18 protein-coding genes are annotated in these 20715 nt (G+C 36.3%); all 18 read right to left on the minus strand.

The genetic code is table 11. From position 1 onward, the window contains the following. Positions 1–719 precede the first annotated feature (719 nt). Positions 720–2837 (minus strand): methyl-accepting chemotaxis protein, encoded by a 2118-nt coding sequence (locus BKP35_RS17955; protein WP_071314762.1) that lies wholly within the window; start codon positions 2835–2837, stop codon positions 720–722. Positions 2838–3122: 285 nt separating this feature from the next. Next, positions 3123–3647 (minus strand): hypothetical protein, encoded by a 525-nt coding sequence (locus BKP35_RS17960; protein WP_071314763.1) that lies wholly within the window; start codon positions 3645–3647, stop codon positions 3123–3125. Positions 3648–3808: 161 nt separating this feature from the next. After that, the gene (locus BKP35_RS17965; protein ID WP_071314764.1) at positions 3809–3898 is read right to left on the minus strand and encodes a YjcZ family sporulation protein; all 90 of its coding nucleotides are present in this window, start codon (positions 3896–3898) and stop codon (positions 3809–3811) included. A 386-nt stretch (positions 3899–4284) separates the two neighbouring features. Then, complete coding sequence (locus BKP35_RS19875) at positions 4285–5574, minus strand: hypothetical protein (RefSeq protein WP_071314765.1); 1290 nt, start codon at positions 5572–5574, stop codon at positions 4285–4287. A gap of 143 nt (positions 5575–5717) precedes the next feature. Next, a complete protein-coding gene (locus BKP35_RS17975; RefSeq protein WP_084031742.1) occupies positions 5718–6341 on the minus strand; it encodes a response regulator transcription factor in 624 nt (207 codons plus the stop codon). A 5-nt stretch (positions 6342–6346) separates the two neighbouring features. Beyond that, entirely contained in the window at positions 6347–7738 is a 1392-nt protein-coding gene (locus tag BKP35_RS17980) for a sensor histidine kinase (protein ID WP_071314766.1), read from the minus strand. Positions 7739–7820: 82 nt separating this feature from the next. After that, a complete protein-coding gene (locus tag BKP35_RS17985; protein ID WP_139192916.1) occupies positions 7821–8198 on the minus strand; it encodes a NusG domain II-containing protein in 378 nt (125 codons plus the stop codon). A gap of 70 nt (positions 8199–8268) precedes the next feature. Beyond that, positions 8269–9327, minus strand: a complete 1059-nt coding sequence (locus BKP35_RS17990) for an FAD:protein FMN transferase (protein WP_071314767.1) — start codon at positions 9325–9327, stop codon at positions 8269–8271. Positions 9328–9543: 216 nt separating this feature from the next. Beyond that, positions 9544–10512 carry a NapC/NirT family cytochrome c gene (locus BKP35_RS17995; protein WP_071314768.1) on the minus strand — a complete coding sequence of 323 codons (969 nt, stop codon included), beginning with the start codon at positions 10510–10512 and terminating at the stop codon, positions 9544–9546. Between the two features lie 329 nt (positions 10513–10841). Next, the gene (locus BKP35_RS18000; RefSeq protein ID WP_071314769.1) at positions 10842–11501 is read right to left on the minus strand and encodes a response regulator; all 660 of its coding nucleotides are present in this window, start codon (positions 11499–11501) and stop codon (positions 10842–10844) included. Further along, positions 11491–13359: a histidine kinase gene (locus tag BKP35_RS18005; RefSeq protein ID WP_071314770.1), complete on the minus strand. Its 1869-nt coding sequence runs from the start codon at positions 13357–13359 to the stop codon at positions 11491–11493. Before BKP35_RS18005 ends, BKP35_RS18000 begins: the two co-directional genes overlap by 11 nt. Beyond that, positions 13352–14281 carry a phosphate/phosphite/phosphonate ABC transporter substrate-binding protein gene (gene phnD / locus BKP35_RS18010; protein WP_071314771.1) on the minus strand — a complete coding sequence of 310 codons (930 nt, stop codon included), beginning with the start codon at positions 14279–14281 and terminating at the stop codon, positions 13352–13354. The genes BKP35_RS18005 and phnD overlap by 8 nt, the downstream gene beginning before the upstream one ends. A gap of 151 nt (positions 14282–14432) precedes the next feature. Beyond that, positions 14433–14534, minus strand: a complete 102-nt coding sequence (locus tag BKP35_RS19085) for a YjcZ family sporulation protein (RefSeq protein WP_084031745.1) — start codon at positions 14532–14534, stop codon at positions 14433–14435. 100 nt (positions 14535–14634) lie between these two features. Further along, complete coding sequence (locus tag BKP35_RS18015) at positions 14635–14778, minus strand: YjcZ family sporulation protein (RefSeq protein ID WP_071314772.1); 144 nt, start codon at positions 14776–14778, stop codon at positions 14635–14637. A gap of 181 nt (positions 14779–14959) precedes the next feature. Beyond that, a complete protein-coding gene (locus BKP35_RS18020; protein ID WP_071314773.1) occupies positions 14960–15940 on the minus strand; it encodes a glycoside hydrolase family 43 protein in 981 nt (326 codons plus the stop codon). Between the two features lie 20 nt (positions 15941–15960). After that, positions 15961–17967 (minus strand): transketolase, encoded by a 2007-nt coding sequence (gene tkt, locus BKP35_RS18025; RefSeq protein WP_071314774.1) that lies wholly within the window; start codon positions 17965–17967, stop codon positions 15961–15963. A gap of 190 nt (positions 17968–18157) precedes the next feature. After that, positions 18158–19045 carry a 6-phosphofructokinase gene (locus BKP35_RS18030; protein ID WP_071314775.1) on the minus strand — a complete coding sequence of 296 codons (888 nt, stop codon included), beginning with the start codon at positions 19043–19045 and terminating at the stop codon, positions 18158–18160. Positions 19046–19065: 20 nt separating this feature from the next. Then, the gene (gene xylB / locus BKP35_RS18035) at positions 19066–20568 is read right to left on the minus strand and encodes a xylulokinase (protein ID WP_071314776.1); all 1503 of its coding nucleotides are present in this window, start codon (positions 20566–20568) and stop codon (positions 19066–19068) included. Positions 20569–20715: the final 147 nt, after the last annotated feature.

The raw sequence follows: 20715 nt of genomic DNA on the forward strand, positions 1-20715 counted from the left end.
TCTTATACTATATATTTACGGAACTTAATTGACTTATTAGATAATTTTTATTTTAAAAAGGATCATTTTCTACAAAGTGGGAAAACTTGCTCCTTTTTTTGATATTCATATTCTTTTAGTTTTGAGAGAGGTGTCACTCCTCGATTTTTGTGAGTTTCCGTCGAAACCGAGCATATTAATGCTCTAATCAATGACTTCACCACAAGAAAGACTAATTATTATTAAAAATAATACATATATTCCAAAAGCAACTAAACGTTGCCAGACTTGCTAGTGCATTTCTTGTTCAAAGACACTTTCTAGATGAAGCCTATATTATCTAAATTTTCCGACTAGTTTGTAGATATGTGAATAACTTTGTGGATAACTTCTTGATGCATGTTAATTATCTGTTAATAAATTGTTGATATGTGATTAAAGATGTGAGTAACTATAGTCGCTATGTCAAATCATCGTGCAGCTATAGAACGACTAACCTCAGGAGCATCTTCTGATGAATTTAGAGGCTAACTAGATAACTAGTCCAGACATTTTACACACCTCTCACGATAGGCGTCGTCACCATCCAATATTTTAAAGTTGATATTTTCTAACTTTCGGCTTTCCAACTAACCAACTGTCGTACAAAAAACAACCCACAGAAAAATCTGCAGGTTGTGTATATTTCCTTTTTGTTAATATTTATTACTATAATCATACTTCTTGAAGCCGCCATTAAACTACGAAAGTCGGAACTTACTAATCTGTTCATTTAACGCCTCAGCCGTTTTACTTAATTCGGTTGCAGAAGAGTTAATTTCTTGCATTGTTGCTAATTGTTCTTCTGTGGAGGCTGCTACAGTTTGTAAATTTCCTGAGTTATCTTCTGCAATTTGCGAAAGTTCATTTACTGATGCCGCAACTTCTTCGGAATTTGCAGACATTTGCTCAGAGAGTGCTGATACCTCATGAACTTGCTCACTCATTTTATTAATGGCAAAGACAATATCTTGAAAATCAATACCTAAACTTTCTACGATTTTAGTTCCTGATTCAACTTTAGTCGTTCCTTCATCCATCATTTTCACTGCTGTGTTCGTCGAATCTTGAACTTGATGAACAATGTGAGTAATTTTATCTGTTGATGTTTTTGTTTCCTCAGCTAGTTTTCTTACTTCATCAGCAACAACCGCAAATCCTTTTCCGTGTTCTCCCGCACGAGCCGCTTCGATTGCTGCATTAAGTGCCAATAAATTTGTTTGTTCCGCTACTCCGTTAATTAGAGTACTAATATGACCAATTTCCTTTGAATGTTGGTTTAATTCTTGAATTACGGTAGAAACATTCAAAACAAATTCCTTTATATTATTAAATTGATGAACAGAATTATCAACAGAAGTACGTCCTTTTTCTGCTTTATCTGTTGTAATAGTAGATAACTCTGATACTACATTTGAAGATTCGGCAATTTTCTGGATCGCTTGTGCCATCTCATCAGAGGCTTGCGCACTCTCATTAGCACCAACAACTTGTGATTGTGCTCCATTTGCCACCCCATCAATAATTTCTGTCATCTGTTGAATCGCTTCAGTTGTCTGGTCAATGCTAGCCGTCACTTCCTCTGAAGACGCCGCTAATTGTTCTGAAATCTCTTTATTATGAGTAACCATTTTTCTAAAACTTTCAGCCATCTGATTAAAAGCAATTCCAATTTCTTTTGTTTCATCTTTAGTTACTAAACTCGTTGTTACCGTCAAATCTCCATTTGCAAACTGTTCCATCGTATCTTTAATATGCATAACTGTATTACGAACACCTAAATAAAAAGAAGTGAAGAAATACATAATCAACAAAGTAACGATAATAGAAATTGTTAACATTATGTTACGTTGGAATGTGATTGTATTGATTTGATTAACCAATCGATTATCTAAAACGATAGCTCCTTTATCCATTAAAGAATAGACACTATCGATAGCTTCTGTAGTTACTGAAAAAAAAGTATTCGTACCCATTGTAATCACTGATGCATTTAGTATTTCTTGTTCAATTAATGACATAGTATCAGTTGATGCATTACGTACAGCATTAAATTGTTCTTGTAGAGCATTTTCAACATCTGGACTAGCTGAAAATGCAAACCCGAACTTCGTCACCGATGCATCATAACGATCTTCCATCGCTCTTAAATTAAACGTTAAATCAATATTTTCTTGAACTGATAATGACCGATTATTGACAACCGCTGTTCCATAAGCACGAGATATTCCCATATTTTCTGTCATGTTCGGTAGGTCTTCTAATATAGTACCTACTAAGAAATAGTTAGCTTCATCTGGATCTAAAATTAAATTTGATGTTGTCGCAAGATACATTTGGAAATCTAACATATTTTTAATGAAATCATTATGTAACTCAATCGATGTTTCCGCATCCAACGAAAAAACATCTGCAGCAATATGATTCCATTCTGCTTTTAGTTCATCCCATCGATTCCCTACTACCAAATGTTCCCCTAGGCGATTATTTACTTGACCAATATGTTCTATAGTAGTAGCTATGTTTTGTTGTCTAATTTCAATATCTGGCCGTACTTCTGAACCACCTTGTAAATACACAACGGACAATCCACGGTGCTGTTGCGCTAATTGCACTAAACTTCTTAGTTCATCAATATATTCAATTCCTTTTCTTTCAGTTTCAGCAAACTCAATATCACCATTTAGTTGATGAATCATTAACGCTAATAAAATTATAAAAGGGACCATGAATAGTAACAAAATCATAGAAAACTTTTTCATATAAGTAAGTCTATTCATTAAATTCATCCCTAAAGAAAAAATGTTAACTCTGTTCATTGCTTACAACCTCTCTATAACTAATTTAGGAATTTTCGGATAACAATATTTATGTCACAAGAAAACCCATAAAAGTATAGCAAAGGAAAAATAAGATGAATGTTAAAAATATCACAGCTTGTTATTTTTTGTCATAATTTCGCACAATATTTTACAGGTGGAAAGATAGTCAATAGAACAACTTTTTCCAAACAAAAAACGACACAACTTTCGCTTAAACGAAAATTGCGTCGTAACCACCTATTCCTTTTATTATTTTGGGCAGCTTCTTCTTATTATCTACAATTAAAATACTCTTACTGCATTTCTCATAAACGCTTCTCTATTATCGTCATATGTTTGAATTAATAAAAAGCGATTTTCACTAACAAAAAAGTAATTATCTACGCCATTATTATCAATGCCATGAAAGACCGTTTGATCACTAAAGGTCTTTTCTCCAAAGTCAGTAATCAACTGATTGGTAGTTACTAATTCGTACTTTGCTTCTAACAACTCCTCGGGCTTTCCATCAATATTTGTTTCTGAAATCCAAACGACCGCTTGAGCACCACCACGACTTCCGTACTCTAGTATAAACGCTTGATCAAGCTCTACATCCTCTCCATGCAGATTAGCCATCAAATCGTTAACTCTTTCCGCTTCTACTTCACTAAACAATTCGAAATTAGCAAAGCTTTCAGGTAAACCACGGTAATCGACACTAAAACCATAATTTTCAGATGGATCATCAGACATAAAGGCTGTTGAAATTACTGCAACTAAAGCTATAAAAGCTACAATACCACTAGCAACCCTAACTTTTTTCATGTTGTCCCCCTTATAGATAACTAATATTATAAGATTAGTTTAATATAAAACTAGCTATATATTGGTTAAGAGTTATGAATAATTTCTGAATAAAGTTTGAAATATTTTTGAACATAAAAAAAAGATACCCTCCAAAAGAAGGCACCTCATAAATCATCCTATTAGTAGCCGACGTAAGCCGCACCAATAATAACTAATAAGATAAACAACACAAGAATTAACGCGAATCCTGCTCCTCCTGCGTGAGCCATTTTTCAACACTCCTTTTAAATTTTGTGGATTAGTGGGTTACCCACTTAGAAGCATTGTATTCATCTACTGATAAATGTGTTTAGACGCTTATAATTATTTGAAAAATTTTTGTATGTTTAAAGTCAGGCGATTTCCTTCTCTTCGCTGTGACCTTCTAACGAATCTCAGAGGCTCGTTCAGGAAATCGCCTGACTTTTACATCTAAGATGGTGACGGATATGCCGTCATGAGTGTTTTGTATATCTCTGCTCCTATACCCAGAGAGAAGTGTATCGATTTTTACCAAAATAAAATGAGGGTGGCCCAAAAGTGTCTGACACTTGTTTTGGGCCACCCTCTACTAAATATCAATTAAATTATGATCATACTAAACCTTAGCTTACTATTAATAAATTCCTCTGTTTAAACCGTCCATGATTGCCGAGAAGATCTTATTAGATCTAATTGTCGCGCTACTAAATCCATCGATATCATCGATAATCTCGCCTGGTGTATGCAGATCAAACACGGCTTCTAATGGCTGACCTACTAAATATTCAGCCGCTTCTTCATAAAGTTGCTTTAACGCATACATTGGCTCGCCTTCTTCCATTCCACGATAGTCATTGCCACCATGAGCTAACTGTCTGAAAGAAATGCTTGTAAATACGTTATCTTCAATCTCAAACTGAACACCGACTTGCTCAAGGCTACGGTCTGAGTAAATCCCTCTATATCTTCCATCTTCATATTCTCCAATATCTCTGCTAAACTCACCAGCTGGAGAATATAATCCACGGTTCAGGCCATCCATAACCGCTGAAAAGATTTTATTTGATCTAATTGTTGCGCTACTAAATCCATCAATATCTTCAATAATGTCGCCTGGTGAATGTAGATCAAAGACTGCTTCTAATGGTTTTCCTATTAAATATTCAGCTGCTTCTTCATAAAGCTGCTTTAACGCATACATCGGCTCGCCTTCTTCCATTCCACGATAATCATTACCTCCGTGAGCCAACTGTCTAAAACTTACTGCTGTAAATACGTTATCCTCAATGTCAAACTGAATACCTACTTGTTCTAAATCACGATCAGTATAGACCCCTCTGTATCTTCCATCATCATAAGATCCAATTTCTGTGCTAAATTCACCAACTGGAGAATATAGCCCACGGTTTAACCCATCATTAATTGCTGAAACGATTTTGTTAGCTCTAATCGTTGCACTACTAAATCCATCAATGTCTTCAATAATGTCGCCTGGTGAATATAAATCATTAACTGCTTCTAACGGCTTGCCTACTAGGTACTCTGCAGCCTCAACATACAGTTGTTTTAAAGCATACATTGGCTCGCCTTCTTCCATTCCACGATAGTCATTACCACCATGAGCCAACTGTCTAAAACTTACTGCTGTAAATACGTTATCTTCAATGTCAAACTGAATACCAACTTGCTCTAAATTACGGTCTCCATATGTTCCTCTATATCTACCGTCATCATACTGCGTATCTCCAGCAGGCTCATCGGTTGCTGGTTCTTCATCCGCTGGCTCCTCCCCAGCCGGTTCTTCACCTGCTGGTTCCTCTCCTGATGGCTCATCAGCAGTTGTGTCCTCACTATCGCTACATCCTGTCAATGTTAACGCCATTGCCAATGCCAACATTAAAAATAATAAAGAAAGCTTCTTCATTTAATTTCCCCCTCCATTTATTTCTTTAAGTATTTAAGTACATGAAAAGAATATCACGATTGTGTAAAACTATGGTGGTGACAAATGTCCCTTAATTTGTCTTAAATGTGAATTTTCATTATAGGACATTTGTCCAATATTCCTTACAACTGTCCGTCCTTCTGCCTAAGCCAGAAACTCGCAGCTTCTGTTCTATTAGTGACATTTATTTTTTTGAATATTTTACAAATATAATTTCTCACCGTTTTTTCAGATACGTTTAAGCGTTCTGCAATTTCCTTATTGACTTTCCCCAACGAAACCATATCTAAAATCTTCGTTTCCTTATTACTTAAGTTAAAGTCATTTTTCTGTTTTTTTGCATTTACCATTAATGGGGATGCTAAATCACCGTTATCGTTGTATATAGAAAAAATCGTTGAGGTTAGTTGTTCACACTCTACATCTTTTAACAAATAGGCCTCTGCACCCGCTCTTTTTGCTTCGAGAAGATTATTTTCATTAGCAAAAGCGGTGAGAATAATTACTTTGATATGTGGATACATGTTTTTAATTTTTAGACAACCTGTAATCCCGTCTCCATCAGGTAATTTAAAGTCGAGCAAAACTACATCAGGTCTTTTATGACCAATCAACTCTATCGCTTCGTTCAAATTCCCCGCTTCTCCACAAACTTTAATTTTTTCATCAGCTTCCAAAAACATTTCTAAACCTTTTCGAACAACTACGTGGTCATCGACAATAAATACTTTTACACTATTACTCAAGCTGATCACCTCCAAAATATTACAAGCTCAACTTCAGTTCCTAGTTTTCTATTACGAATATTCAATGTTCCACCAATTTGCTCCGCCCGCTCTCTCATTGATTTAATTCCAAAATTGATTTGTGGATTCACCTTATCTAAAGAAAATCCAACTCCATCATCAATGATCTTAATATGAAGAGCATTCGACTTTGACTCCAACGTTACTTTTGTAAACGTACCCTTGGAGTGTTTAATTGAATTGTTTACAGCTTCTTGCACGATATAATAAATTTGAGTTGACTCTTTTGTAGTTAGCTCTCCATCCGCAATAAAATCATGGTCGTCTAACGAAACTGCAATACTAACTCCAGAGTTACTATTAAAATTCTCTACCATTGACCTAATTCTATTTTGTAACTCCGAAAGTTCTACTTCCTCCATCGTAGATTCAGATATAAATTCTCTTGTTTTACTAATGGCATCCCCTAAATCAGTTATCACTTCTTGCAACGTGTTTGTAACCTGCTCGGAATAATTTTCATTTTTTCTTAATAAAAATCTTAGTTTTAACGTTGATGCATACATACTTTGAATAATACTGTCATGAACTTCAAGCCCTAGCTTTTTACGCTCTTCGTAAGCAATTTTTTGTTGTTCAAGCTTTTTCATTCTTTCTTTTTGCTCCCATTCAAATGTATGGATCACCTGAACGAGCACATAAACTATCCCTATTCCAATCAAAATCTTCAATATTTGAACAGGAAAACCAAACCAATCCATAAACAACGTATTATTAATGACGTTTGCTGGAAAAAAATCCATTTCCCTAACGATAAAGCCATCAACTAATCCATAAAATAAAAATATCACTGCCAATCGTTTATATTTCACTTGTATATCATATAGTCTTTTCTTATCCATCATCATTGCCTGACGATACAAAGCCCATGCCGCTATAATCCCACCTGGTAACCCCATAAAATATCGCAATAAAACACTGTTGTATTGCGGGTGTTCAATATGGTAATTCCAACCATATTGAACGATAAGCACTATCATTCCAGTACCGCCAATAACAAGGATTAAAATCGGAAGCATTCTAACAAATTGCCAATACTTTTCCCTTTGAAACAGCAAGCTTACACCAAAATATAACAGAAAGGTAAAAGATATCGCTTTAAGAAGCTGCTTAAAGTAAAACAAGTATACATACTGTCCAGCATATAAATCAGTAATCACAACCATTGTGACCCATTCAGACAAGCCATGCGTAACCCCAAAAGCACCAAGGTATTTCAGAGATTTTACTAGAGGAATGTGAATGACACTTTCCTCTTTTTTTCCACTAGCGTAAATTCCCATGGCGATAAAAACTAAACCATACAATAAGTAAATAAAAAAGTAATAGCTATCCATTTACATCTCCTCTAGATAATTTGCATACCTTTTTGCCTAATTTGTTTTGTGAAATTGCTAAGTTCACAATAACTTCATGGGTCTATGCGATAGACACCACTGTTCTAGAAGGTAGGCAAACGGCAATATGGCCCTCTCTTGTCAGCCATCCAGTATTTACGCATATTTGATCCGGGCAGCCTGCTCTTAAAAATCTTACTTTTCCTGGTTGGAGTTCTATCGTTACTTTGATCCCTTCGTCAAAATCAATATATTGTTTTTCTGTCACCGAATTAAGGTCGATTTCGGTGACAGTTTTACCACCTCTTTCAATCTTTGCGATCAATGGATCACCTTCTTCTCTCGTGAATCTACTAATCCAATTAGTACTTCCTGTCCATAAAAACAAACCACCAGCAGCTGCTCCGGTAAAAAGAAGCATTAGAAAATCTCCACGAGTCATCTTTTTAGATTTTTTCACTAAGACTCCCCCTTTACTGTATTTCTATTTAGGCTTTCATCAAGCTGTCTTGCATTCTGATATATTTTCATTACCTTTGCAATCTATCTTTCATTCCCTCAGTCGCTTTTACCGTGTTGTCTTCCATGACCCAAAGGGCCTCGATTTCATCAAGACTATCTATAAGAGCACGTCCCTCGTCATAAGATAATATAAATAGTTCTGTAGCTAAATATTCTGTAACTGCAGCGTCCTTAGCTAATACCGTAACACCACGATGATAATTTCCTGGCATTAAAGTCTCAGGATGAATGATGTGATGAACTCGTAAATTATCAATCATTACGTACCTCTGATAATCACCACTTGTGTCTAGTGATTTCTCCTCTAATTTCACTCTTTCTAATATAGCTTCCTCATTAAGAGCATATGGTTTTTCAGGGTTTTGAACCCCGACTGTCCAATGATCTCTCTCTAAGTCTTTCGGAGGGCCTAAAACCTTCCAATTTCCACCAGAAATAATAACACCTGATGTAAAACCTTTTTCAATCATTTCTTTTCCTACGATTTCAGCAGCATACCCTTTTGCAATGGCACCTAAGTCTATACTCATATTTTCCTCTGCTAAAAAAACCGTCATCGCTTCCTCATCAACAATGACATCATCAATGTTTGTATATATAGATGCCGCTTTTAATTTTTCCATTAATGGCAAAGCAGCTTGTTCAGGCTTCTCTGATGCCAGTGTCATTGTTTCATCCCAAATTTCTATTAAACTCCCAAGTGCTATATTCATTTTTCCATGAGTTCGTTCATACCACTCTTTCGAAAAGAGAATTATATCGATTATTTCTTGATCAACCTCAACGGGTTGAATACCAGCGTTGTTATTGATCGTCATAATATTGTTAATGTCTTCATACTCGTTATACTTGTCATACAGCTTATGAAATTCCCAGAATCGCTCCTTTATTTCATGAGCATATTCATAAAACTCTTCTTCAGATCTTGCATATCCTATAACCTGAGTTACCGTATCAAAAGCATCTAAAAAATTAGTTGAGTACCTTTGATAATCTTGTTCTTGGGTTTCGTTACTACATGCAGTTATTAATAACATAACTACAATAGACCAGGTTATTTTTCTCATTATTTATCCCTTCTTTCAAACATAGCTGGTAGCTCAAAAACTTTCTGTTAGTTAACGGTAACACCCTAATGTCAAATTTCTTTTATAGATTGCTGACATTTTCGTGTCAATAAAAATCATAAAACATAAGACTCATAAATCGTTATGCGTTAAAAAGAGGCTGCCAAAACAGAGTGTTAAACACTAATTGGACAGCCCCTTTATTAAGTTCTATATTTACTGTTCAGAAATCCATTGGGATAAGCTTTGAGCACTTTCGGAGTCATCAATTCCACCATGACCATCTTCAAGCTTATCTAATAAGTCTTCATACGACATTCCTGTAATCGGTTCAGAGTATACCGCTCCCTGTAAGTCATCTCCATGACAATTTGCACAGCTGTCGCTATATAAGCCTTCTGGATCAACGGATACTACCCCTTCGTCTTCTTCAGTTGCATCCGCAGAATAATTTGAAATCCATTCTGTTAACAGTTCTGCATGTTCTGTTTCATCAATACCACCATGACCGTCTTCAAGCTTATTTAAAAGGTCTCCGTATGCCATACCTGAAATCGGATCAGCGTAAACAGCTCCTTGTAGATCATCTCCATGACAATTGGCACAGCTGTCGCTATATAAATCGTCTGCTGTTACTTCTATAACTTCAGCTACTGCATCACCTTCATCAGTTTCCTCATCTGATGACTGTTTTGTAGAACCTACTAGATCTCCATGGAAAAACTGTACATTATGACAGGATGTACAAGTAGTATCACTTTCGCCTGTAACAAAATCCTCGTGCATTGTTACAACACTTTCGTCTCGGCTGATGTTATCGATGGTGTGACAAGATAAGCACCGGTCATTCGACACTTCAGCTTTCATTGCTGAATAATCATTAGGATCTAACCGACCAGTTAGCGTACTAAATGCTTTAGAAGTACCTTTAACTTTATCTTTGATAAAGCCTTCTCCATGACAATTTATGCAACCTACTTGAGCATGTGGAGTAGCTTCAAAATTTTCCTTGAACTCAGGCACATCATGACAACTTAAACAAAAACTATCATCAGATGTGGCACTGGCTCCTGTGTTGAAGACAATCGTTAAAACAATCCCTACAAATACACTAGATAAAATAATTAACATTAATTTCTTATTCATGTTTTTAAACATTCCTGTCACCTTCCTTTGTTGACTCATTCTTTTTTGTGTTAAAATAATGATCCCCCTGCACTTAGAAACACTGCTAAAAATGAGTTTTAGTTCCACACTATGAAAAAACATGTGATTTTTATCACACCTTTATTATTTCACACACTTAAGAGTCATTTTAGTAGTAAAAATCATATACTATAAGCGAAAACCCCTATAAAAAAATAGGGGTTTTCCTTACACGAAAATAAACTTGTCCTATACCACCGATAATGTTAATAAAAGTGGATAAATGCGAATAAGACGGGGCGCCCCATAAGTGTCTTCCACCTTGTTTTAGGACAGCCCCGCCTTAACATTACGAAACATTATTATTTTTATTCATTAATAGAAATTAAACCCTCATCAATTGCAAACCTAACTAGCTCTGACCTCCTTTTCATCTTTAATTTTTCTGAAATTCTACTTTTATACGCTTCTACTGTTTTTATACTTACAAACAACTGTTTGGCTATTTCTCCATACGTAAAACCTAAAGCGATATACTTTAACACTTCTTCTTCTCGCTCACTAAGTAAACTTCGTTTTGAGTTTTGTTCTTTACCTTCTTCATCTTTGCCTACAAATCCTTTAATTAATAGATTCGTTAAAGAAGGATAAATGTACGTTTCCCCCGAAAGAACCGTATTAATAGCTGAAATGAGTTCAGTATGTGCCGCTTTCTTAAGCACAAATCCTGATGCACCTTTTATTAAAGCTCTTTTTAAATATTCTTCCTCAGAATGCATCGTAAGCATTAATACTTTTACGTTCGGGTTTTCTTCTTTTATTTTTTCTAAGGCACCAATACCACCAATCCCCGGCATCGAAATATCCATTAAAACTAAATCTGGTTTAAGTGACCTCGTTAACTCAATCGCTTCCTCACCACTTGAGGCTTCGGCAACTACTTCCCATTCCTCTACTTGAGACAACCAGAGTTTTATTCCTGATAATAATGCGTCATGATCATCAACTAATAAGATTTTAACTTTCATAATCAACACCACCAATTTTAATATCATTTACGTAAATCGAAGTCCCAATGCCTGGGTTAGATTCAATGAAGAAACGGCCACCTATTGATTCTATTCGTTCTTGCATTCCTTTTAATCCAAGGTGATTTTTTGTTAGTTTTCTGCTGACCGTTTCTGATGCATTAAAACCGTTTCCATCATCCTCAATAATAAAACTAACCACATTTTTTACATGCTTTATAATAATACTTATATTTTCAGCATCTGCGTGTCTCGCCGCATTCGTTAACGCCTCTTGAATCACCCGATAAATCGAGATTTCAACAACCGATGGAAGGCGAATTTCTTCAAAGCCGATTACTTGAATATCTACTTCTATATGATATTTTTTCTTAAATTCCTCAGAATACTTTTTTATGGCAGGTAACAAACCGTAATCATCTAAAGCACTCGGTCTCAATGACCATGATAGATAGTGTACTTCATCAATGGTTTTTTCAGTTATTTTCCTTAAATCTGTTAACTTATTTCGGAGTTGTTGATCTTGTTCAGTTTCTTCTAACATAGTGATGCCGAGGACGATCGTAGCAAGTGACTGGCTCGTTTCATCGTGAAGCTCACGAGCAATACGTTTTCGTTCTTCTTCTTGCGCTGAAATGACACGCTCTAGTAGTTTTAAGCGTAACTCTTCTTTATATTTGATCTCTTGCCATAATAACGCGTTCTCTGCGATAACTGATAGTTGACGAATAAACGAATTAATAAATTTAAGCATAACTTCATCTGGATCTTCTTTGAAGCAAATGGAAACTTTTCCTGTATTTTGCTTACTCGTCTCTAAAGGATATATATGATAATTTTCAGGACCGAAGCATTTAGCCCCGCCGTTAATCACACAATTATCACAATTCCCACTACCGTTCCCGTGAAAAGTTTGAATTTTATCGTCATTTAAACTAATTTCGATATAACAGCATTGGAGATTTAAATCATCTTTCAATTTTTTTGCCGTATGATTAAGATGTTTATGAAAGCTGTCACCATCTAAAAAAGTGACCGATAGCTGATGCAATAGTGATAACTCATTATTTCTCATTTGAAGTTCTTGTAAATAAGCCATATTTTCATCATTCTTTGTCCTTAAGCAATCAATCATTGTATTAAACTCTTCACCTAATAAACCAATTTCATCTTTTGATTCAATTTCTACTTTACTATTTAAATTTCCTTTTCCTACTTCCTTACTCACTTTGATCAATTTTAATAAATCTTTATAAATAATTTTCGTTAAAATAAATGATATAATAAATCCGATAATAGCTATAATCGTTGTTGATATTATAATGATAAAACTAAGGTCATTAATAGTCGCTTTAATTTGGTTTTCATTCAACCCGACCCTTACGTAACCAACGTCACCACCTAAAATTGGAGAGACAACATCATGAATTACCCCGTTTTCTGAGAGATAGGATACCATGTGATACTCGTTTTCTTCTAATTCGTTAATAGGGTTAAATTCGATCAATTGGCTAGTTACATCAAACTTACTCCCTAATGTATGAATGAGAACTTCTTCTCCTTGATGATCGAGAATAAATATATATTCGATATCAGGATTATTACTTTTCGTTTGCTGTAACAATTTATGCAAACTATAAAGGTCGTGTAAAATCGTAAAATCTGTCGTTCGTGACGATAAATCGCTAGCAATCGAAATCGCACGCCGGTCAAGATCTTCTGATAATTTTATCACTAATGACTCTCTTACAACAAAAATGCTCGTAATTCCCATTAATAGAACAAGCCCTAGTGTAATACCAAGAACCTTCATTTTTACACTTGTATTTCTTAGGTTTTTTAGTAGTAGTTTAGTCATCGCTATTCCCCAAATCATTGATCATCGATTGGATCGGAGAATATAAATCTTCATCAACGTCTACAAAGTAATCATAATTTAGTTGATTTAACACCACTTTACCTTCTTTATCCTTATGCATATTTAAAAAGATTTCTTTCAGTTCCTCTCTAAATAATTCATCCATCTCTGGGTTCACAACAATAGGGTGATTTCCTACATAAGGTCCTTCAGCGATCACTTTCGTTTCTTTAACTAACGGACTGTTCTCACTTTTTAATTTTTCATAACTTGTACTGTAAACTGCGGTTGCATCTACAAGATCATTCGCAACAGCAGCGACAGAATGATCGTGACTATATGTGAAAAAACTACTTGAGAAGAATTGATCAAAATCAAATCCTGCCGTTTTAATCAAATGCTTCGGGACTAAATATCCTGAAAAAGATGAAGGATCTGAAAAAGCAAAGCTCTTGCCTTGTAAATCAAACAGTGAATTGATTTCCTCGGTATCTTTCGTAATAATATAAGATGTATATTTGCTCTCCCCATCTACAATTGGCATAACGAGTTTATCCATAACCCCTTTTTCATCACCTAAGACTGATAAATAACCACAAACAAAGCCTAAATCCACTTCTCCAGTTTCAAAGGCTTGCAAAACCTCGTCATACGTTTTTTTTTGTATGATTTCGACTGGCTTTCCTAACGTTTTTTCAACTAAACGAACAAAACCATAATGTGTCCGATATGTTTCTTTAATTGAGACGTTAGAAAGAATCACGAATTTTAAAATCTCTTCCTCTTCTATTTTCTGACCGATTGGACTAGTCTCTGATACTTCTTTACTTATTGGTATGATTATTTCTTCACCATTTGCGGAGCAAGCACTGCTTATCAAGATAACAAATATAGCGATTGAAAAAATGATATATTTTTTCATAAAAATAATTTACCCTCCTTTTCCCTACCTTCTCTTATTAGTATAAAGGAAAAATAGGCGGATAAATGTTTCGATTCTATAAACGATAAAAAAACGGGCAAAATGTCAATTAAACGACATTTTGCCCGTTTTTCAACTCAAATCCTTCTAATTAATAACCGTAGCCAACGTACGACGCTCCAATAATTACTAGAAGGATAAACAGTACTACGATTAACGCAAAACCTGCTCCAAGTCCGTGTGCGTGAGACATAACTAGCTTCACCCTTTCTTCGGTATTGTGGAATACACCACTTACATATACTGTATTCCTTAAGCATCAAATGTGACTAGACGGATTCATCAAATTTTTACTATCTAACATATGATGCTCCAATAATTACTAACAGAATAAACAACACTACAATTAACGCAAATCCTCTGCCATGGCCGTGAGCAGGCGCAGCAGGATACCCATAGCCATATCCACAAGGATCATAGCAACCATAACCGTACATAATATCCCTCCTTCCTACAAAATTTACTATCTTGCACTACAGTGTATGTGAATGTAACTATGGAAGATTGGACGTTTATCTTGGTTTAAGCGATAAAAAAACAGCCTTCAGAATCATCTAAAGGCTGACTTCATCTAGGCCACTCGAAAAGAACATCTTCTTATCTATTTGAGTGTAGATATTATTTATATGGATCAATCGTTTGAATTGTCCCATCAAGGTTATATTTTATTTCCGTATATTTTACACAACGTTTATGGTCGACGCCATCTGATAACGTGCAGTCATGATAAAATAAATACCACTTTTCTTTAAATTGTACAATTGAATGATGGGTTGTCCATCCGACTACAGGATTAAGGATGTTACCTTTATGAACGAAAGGTCCTTTTGGATTTTTACTCATTGCATAGGCTATACGGTGGGTCGTACCTGTAGAGTAAGATAAATAGTAATACCCATTATATTTATGGACCCAAGGCCCTTCGAAAAATCTTCTTTCCTCATCACCAGCAAGGATCGGATGACCACTTTCATCTATGATTGAAATTTCTTGCGGTGTTTCTTTAAATGTTAGCATATCATCACTTAACTCAGCGACGATTGGTCCTAATGCCGGTTCATTTTCAGCAGGGCCTTCTGCATCGGGTTGATAAGTTCCTGTTTGCCATTTTTCTAACTGACCACCCCAAAGTCCACCGAAATAACAATACGCTCTTTCGTCCTCATCTACTAATACAGCTGGGTCAATGCTATAACTACCTGGAATATAACTCTCTTCTGCCTTAAATGGACCAGAAGGTGAAGAGCTAGTGGCGACACCAATTCTAAAAATATCATCCTTATCTCTCGCTGGGAAAAATAAATAATACGTATTATTTTTATAAGCAGCATCTGGTGCCCATAATTGCTGCTTTGCCCACGGTATGTTTTTTAAATGAAGTGCTTCACCATGATCGATGCAAGGAGAATTAAAGTCATTCATTGACAGTACGTGATAATCTTCCATCGCATATTGATCGCCGTTATCGTTTGATGGACCATCATGATCAAGATCATGAGATGGATAAATATAAATTTTTCCTTCAAAAACATGGGCTGAAGGATCCGCAGTATAAATATGGGAAACTAAAGGGGTATTTGCCTTTACATTTTTATTCATTATACCTTCTCCTTTTAACATTAATTCAACAATTTTTTCATTCGTTCTACGACGTTACCTACTGAAAATCCATACTCAGCTAACACTTTGTTCATCGGTGCAGATGCTCCAAATTGGTCAATAGCGATAACATCCCCTTGATCACCAACGTATTTATGCCAACCAATCGATGAACCCATTTCGACAGCTAAACGCGCTTTGATTGTTGATGGAATAATACTTTCTTTATATTCTTGTGATTGTTGTTCAAAGCGATACCAGCTTGGCATACTGACGACCGATACGTAAATCCCTTCTTTTTCAAGCTCCTTTTGCGCTTCAACCGCTAAAGGTACTTCTGAACCTGTAGCAAGAATCAAGCCTTCTGTCTCTCCGTCCGCTTCGGAAATCACATAAGCACCTTTTGTGACACCTTCATAAGCGACATCAACACTTTGAGCCGTTGTCATTAAGTCTTGACGACTAAGAGCAAGAATAGTCGGCTCATCCTTACTTTCAATAGCCACTTTCCAAGCAGCAACGGTTTCATTACTGTCAGCTGGACGAATGATATTTAGTCCTGGCATCGCTCTAAAAGCTGCTAACTGTTCGACAGGCTCATGTGTTGGACCGTCTTCTCCTACAGCGATACTGTCATGGGTGAACACGTAAGTAACTGGTAACTTCATTAGTGCAGATAAGCGAATTGCTGCACGTAAATAATCTGAAAACACGAAGAACGTAGCTCCAAATGGTTTTACACCACCGTGTAATGCCATTCCGTTGAGCATAGCTCCCATCGCAAACTCACGAACACCATACCAAACGTTACGACCACTATAGTCTTCTCGAGTAAAATTAGCTTCTCCTTTTAACATTGTTTTGTTAGACGAAGCAAGGTCTGCAGATCCACCAAAGATCGCCTTTACTGCTTTAGCCGCTGCATTTAAAGCTTCGCCACCTGAAGAACGTGTCGCCACTTTATCTTTCCCTGCAACGTAAGAAGGAAGTTCAGCATCCCAGTCAATTTGCAACTCGCCATTCATTGCCAATAATAATTGTTCCCCAAGCTCCGGGAATTGTTGTTGATATTGTTCGACTAATTTATTCCAGTCATTCGCAGCCTCATCTCCCTGTTGTTTCAAACTTTCGAAATGAGCACGAACTTCTGAAGGAACGTAAAAGGGCTCTTCAGAAACCCAAGCATAGTTTTCTTTTGTAAGCATTATTTCTTCACTACCTAATGGTGCACCGTGAGAAGCAGATTTTCCACCTTTATTTGGTGATCCAAAACCTATCGTTGTTTTTACTTCAATTAATGATGGTCGCTCATCTTCTTTCGCTAAACGAATTGCTTCATTAATCGCCTCTAAATCATTTCCATCTTCTACGAGAAGGTAATGCCAACCGTAAGCTTTGAAACGATCAGCAACACTTTCAGAGAAAGACATATGAAGGTCACCGTCTAATGAAATATCATTTGAATCATATAAAACAACTAATCTACCAAGTTTTAGGTGTCCTGCTAACGACGCTGCTTCAGCACTTACTCCTTCCATTAAGTCGCCGTCACCACAAATACTATATGTATAATGGTCGATCACGTTATACTCATCGCGATTAAAGGTAGCCGCTAAGTGACGTTCTGTCATTGCCATTCCGACTGCCATCGCAAACCCTTGACCTAGTGGACCAGTAGTCGCATCAACCCCTGCAGTATGCCCAAATTCTGGGTGTCCCGGTGTTCTGCTTCCCCACTGACGGAAGTTTTTCAAATCATCTAAACTTACATCGTAACCTGTTAAATGAAGAATACTATATAATAACATCGAACCATGGCCAGCTGATAATACGAAACGATCGCGGTCAAACCAAGTAGGATTACTCGGGCTATGCTTCATCATATTACTATAAAGAGAGTATGCCATCGGTGCAGCTCCCATCGGCATTCCCGGATGTCCTGAATTCGCTTTCTCAATACCGTCGATCGATAACGTTCGAATCGTATTAATGGATAATTGTTCAATCGTTTGTTGTGTTGTTTTCAAAAGAACACTTCCTCTCTATCTTTATAAAAGGCTCTTTTCGTAAAGATTGTTGCTTTTACTATAAATTGGGTTGGTAAATGACTTGTTTTCATGGGAGTATGGTTTTTACAGAAAACGAAAAGATGCCAACCCCTGAAATTACTTGGAATTATGGTTAATTTGAAAAGCAACAATTAATACGAAAACAGCGTTATAAAATGAATTGCTTTGCTAAAATTTCGCGATTTTGGATGACTAATACTCTCGATCCTTCCAACTCCTCTAACCAATGAAGTGTTTTTTCAACAAGTTTAATCGCTAACACACGATCAGCCGCCGTGGGGTACGGACCGACACATTGCGCCTCATCAATTTCGATAATCTTAAAATCTATTTCATCTGAAAAAGCGAGTTTTCTTTTTAATAAACTACCGTCGATTTGCTTGTTCATAAATAAGAAAACATAAGTTTCGCCATTCGCTGCTCTCTCTTCAATTTCTAATTTCACTTTATCGACTTCTTCTTGTGACTCATTATTTAAAACGACAATTCCGTTTACAGCAACGGCTGAATCTAATAATAATGAGTTTGTCGTATTACCAGGAATTTGAATTCCAAAAACACGAATGTGATCTAAAACTAATGAACTCGCCGTATCTTTTATTTGTAAAACACCGTTTATCACTGAGTTTAAAGCAGTATCATATCCTAATGTACTATCTGAATCGAGCGCATCGTTGTATATGGAAGATGGAATACATAAAACATTCGTTTTATCTTTCAATAATTCATAGATGAGTAACGTTTCTTTAATTGGGCCAATGACAAGTAAAGCTTCAAGCTTTTCACTAGTAACACCATTTTGAAGAAGTTGTGCTGTTTCTTTCATAAATGAAGTACATTTTAATTCGTGTTGAGATACTTTATTTTTAATAACCGTCTGTACTAAATTCAATGACTTAAACGTGTAGTTCCAAGCAGTAGAATCATATTCAACACCAACAAGGTTTGCATTCTCTCCAACTTTTTCCCCAAGGTAAAAAAGAAAATCTTTTACGCCCCCTGTATTCATTCCTACATTCATTACACCAATTTTCATGATCGATCCACCTATTGATTTTAATTTTTACGGAATTTCTTTAAACCTTCATTTAACCCTTTTGTTTGTACGTAAACATCTTTATAAATACGGAAAAGCTCTTGATATTTCTCTACGTTTTCAGGAATTGGTTGATATGCTTTAGCTTCGGAAGTGAAGACATCAGCACATTGTTGCAAGCTCTCAAACCACTCACTACCATATGCCGCTAACATTGCCGCGCCAACAGCTGGTCCTTGTTCGCTAGACAGCTTTACAATGGTTGCATTAAACACATCCGCTTGAATTTGGAGCCATGTATCATTTTTCGCACCACCCCCGATTGAAATAATCGTATCAATCTTTTTCCCACTTTCACGGAAAATTTCGATTGATTCGTTTAATGAGAAGGTAATACCTTCAATAACAGCACGAGCAAAATCGATGCGCTCATGAGAGGCTTCCATGCCAATAAAACTTGCGCGAATATTTGCATCGGCATGTGGTGTTCTTTCACCGACAACATACGGAGTGAAAAGTAAGCCGTTTGCTCCAACTGGTACATTTTCTAAACCTTCAAGAAAAGTTTCAAAGTCTTCATTTTTGGCAAAGGTATCTTTAAACCAGCTTAAGCTATAACCTGCCGCAAGAGTTACTCCCATTGTGTAATAAGCTTTTTCTTCACCGTGGTTAAAGTAATGGACTTTCCCTTCAAAATCACGATCATTTCTTTCCTCATAAGAAAGGACAACACCGGATGTTCCGATACTACAAAGTGTTTTACCTTCTGATAAAATTCCCGAACCTATCGCCCCACAAGCGTTATCTGCCCCACCTGCAAACACTTTTGTTGTTGCAGCTAGCCCAGTTTCAGTAGCGAATTGTTCTGTGAGTGTTCCAACAAACTGATGTGAAGCTACTAACGGGGGACAAAGTTGAGGATCTACACCAACAAGTTCACAAACCTCTTCGCTCCAACTTTTTTCGGCAACATTTAATAGTAGCGTTCCAGCTGCGTCAGAGTATTCACTATGGATTTGTCCTGTCATATGATAACGCAAATAATCTTTCGGCAACATAAACACAGCTGATTTTTCAAACGTTTCTGGCTCATATTGTTTTACCCATAACAGCTTCGGTAATGTAAACCCTTCTAATGCAGGATTTTTTGTAATTTGTAACAGGCGCTCTTCACCTAAAATATCGTAAATTTGTCCGCACTGCTCCGTCGTTCTCGTATCATTCCATAAAATTGCATTTCTAAGCACTTCATTATTTTTATCTAATAAAACGAGGCCGTGCATTTGTCCAGAAAAACTAATTCCTTCAATGTTAGACACACTACCTTCAAAACGAGCGACTAATTCTTTTAAAGCCGCGGTTGTTTTTTCAACCCATTCTGTCGGATTTTGTTCGCTATACCCTGATTTTTCTTGAATTAGAGGATAAGCTTTCGATGCTTCATCACACACTTTTCCTTCTTCGTTCATTAAGATAACTTTTACTGCACTTGTTCCGAGATCTACTCCAATAACATATTTCATGATCATCATCCTCCTTTTTACATACAAAACCCGCATGACGGATACCCATCACCATCTAAAATGTAAAAGGCGGGTGCTTTCCCTCACTTCACCTTGACCTTCTTACGAATCTCAGACGTTCGTTCGTAAAAGCACCCGCCTTTTTTC

The sequence above is a fragment of the Anaerobacillus arseniciselenatis genome, assembly GCF_001865995.1.
GTDB lineage: Bacteria > Bacillota > Bacilli > Bacillales > Anaerobacillaceae > Anaerobacillus > Anaerobacillus arseniciselenatis.

What these genes read in the sequence shown, in the direction of transcription:
- BKP35_RS18015 (WP_071314772.1), bottom strand. Translation starts at nt 14,778, where the DNA reads ATGTACGGTTATGGTTGCTATGATCCTTGTGGATATGGCTATGGGTAT.
- BKP35_RS17995 (WP_071314768.1), bottom strand. Translation starts at nt 10,512, where the DNA reads ATGAGTCAACAAAGGAAGGTGACAGGAATGTTTAAAAACATGAATAAG.
- BKP35_RS18030 (WP_071314775.1), bottom strand. Translation starts at nt 19,045, where the DNA reads ATGAAAATTGGTGTAATGAATGTAGGAATGAATACAGGGGGCGTAAAA.
- BKP35_RS18005 (WP_071314770.1), bottom strand. Translation starts at nt 13,359, where the DNA reads ATGACTAAACTACTACTAAAAAACCTAAGAAATACAAGTGTAAAAATG.
- BKP35_RS18000 (WP_071314769.1), bottom strand. Translation starts at nt 11,501, where the DNA reads ATGAAAGTTAAAATCTTATTAGTTGATGATCATGACGCATTATTATCA.
- BKP35_RS17960 (WP_071314763.1), bottom strand. Translation starts at nt 3,647, where the DNA reads ATGAAAAAAGTTAGGGTTGCTAGTGGTATTGTAGCTTTTATAGCTTTA.
- phnD (WP_071314771.1), bottom strand. Translation starts at nt 14,281, where the DNA reads ATGAAAAAATATATCATTTTTTCAATCGCTATATTTGTTATCTTGATA.
- BKP35_RS17955 (WP_071314762.1), bottom strand. Translation starts at nt 2,837, where the DNA reads ATGAACAGAGTTAACATTTTTTCTTTAGGGATGAATTTAATGAATAGA.
- xylB (WP_071314776.1), bottom strand. Translation starts at nt 20,568, where the DNA reads ATGAAATATGTTATTGGAGTAGATCTCGGAACAAGTGCAGTAAAAGTT.
- BKP35_RS17965 (WP_071314764.1), bottom strand. Translation starts at nt 3,898, where the DNA reads ATGGCTCACGCAGGAGGAGCAGGATTCGCGTTAATTCTTGTGTTGTTT.
- BKP35_RS19875 (WP_071314765.1), bottom strand. Translation starts at nt 5,574, where the DNA reads ATGAAGAAGCTTTCTTTATTATTTTTAATGTTGGCATTGGCAATGGCG.
- BKP35_RS18020 (WP_071314773.1), bottom strand. Translation starts at nt 15,940, where the DNA reads ATGAATAAAAATGTAAAGGCAAATACCCCTTTAGTTTCCCATATTTAT.
- BKP35_RS17980 (WP_071314766.1), bottom strand. Translation starts at nt 7,738, where the DNA reads ATGGATAGCTATTACTTTTTTATTTACTTATTGTATGGTTTAGTTTTT.
- BKP35_RS19085 (WP_084031745.1), bottom strand. Translation starts at nt 14,534, where the DNA reads ATGTCTCACGCACACGGACTTGGAGCAGGTTTTGCGTTAATCGTAGTA.
- BKP35_RS17990 (WP_071314767.1), bottom strand. Translation starts at nt 9,327, where the DNA reads ATGAGAAAAATAACCTGGTCTATTGTAGTTATGTTATTAATAACTGCA.